The 666-nt window shown below is 60.4% G+C and carries 1 protein-coding gene and 1 pseudogene; both read left to right on the top strand.

Annotated elements, in window-relative coordinates:
• A partial coding sequence (locus PKE99_RS39220) for a DDE-type integrase/transposase/recombinase (protein ID WP_271215123.1) occupies positions 1 to 269 on the top strand: 269 nt, incomplete at its 5' end.
• 56 nt (positions 270 to 325) lie between these two features.
• A pseudogene (locus PKE99_RS39215) lies at positions 326 to 666 on the top strand (IS5 family transposase); the annotation flags it as partial.

Genomic DNA, 666 nt, shown 5'->3' with positions numbered 1-666 from the left:
TGGCGGGCCTTGAGGCGGTGAACGTGATCCTGAAATTCACCGGCATTGGTCGAATGATCGAGGTCCGGCAGGTCAAGTATCTGAACAACATCATTGAGCAAGACCATCGCTTCATCAAGCGGATCACGCGGCCAATGATGGGCTTCAAGGCCTTCCATTCGGCCATCGCCACAGTCGCCGGGATCGAGACCGCGCACATGATACGCAAGGGGCAGATCCCGGCTAACGGTGCCTCGGCGTTCCAGACCTTTGCGAGGCTCGCTGCATAATTATGTCCAGCGCTCAGACCCTTTCAGACTGTTTGGAAATTTGCGACAAAACCAGCGACAGCACGGGTATCAAAGTCGAGGGCGAAGGCGAGTGGCACGCCCGCAAGCATGGCGGCCCGAAACGGCGCGTCTGGCGCAAGATCCATCTCGGGATCGACGAGGAAACACTGGAGGTTCGCGCAGTCGAGGTCACAGGTAGCCATATCGGCGATGCACCGGTCTTACCCGACCTGCTCAACCAGATCCCAGCGTACGAGCAGATCAGCAGCGTCTCTGCCGACGGTGCCTACGACACCCGCAAATGCCACGATGCAATCGCTGACCGCGGCGCCCGCGCTGTCATTCCGCCTCGCAAGAATGCCAAGCCGTGGAAGACCGTCACCGCCGGCGCGGTCGC

The sequence above is a fragment of the Pseudonocardia halophobica genome, assembly GCF_027922425.1.
Taxonomy (GTDB): Bacteria; Actinomycetota; Actinomycetes; order Mycobacteriales; family Pseudonocardiaceae; genus Pseudonocardia; species Pseudonocardia halophobica.
The sequence above is the reverse complement of the archived record's forward strand: the minus strand, read 5'-3'. Positions and strand labels throughout refer to the sequence as shown.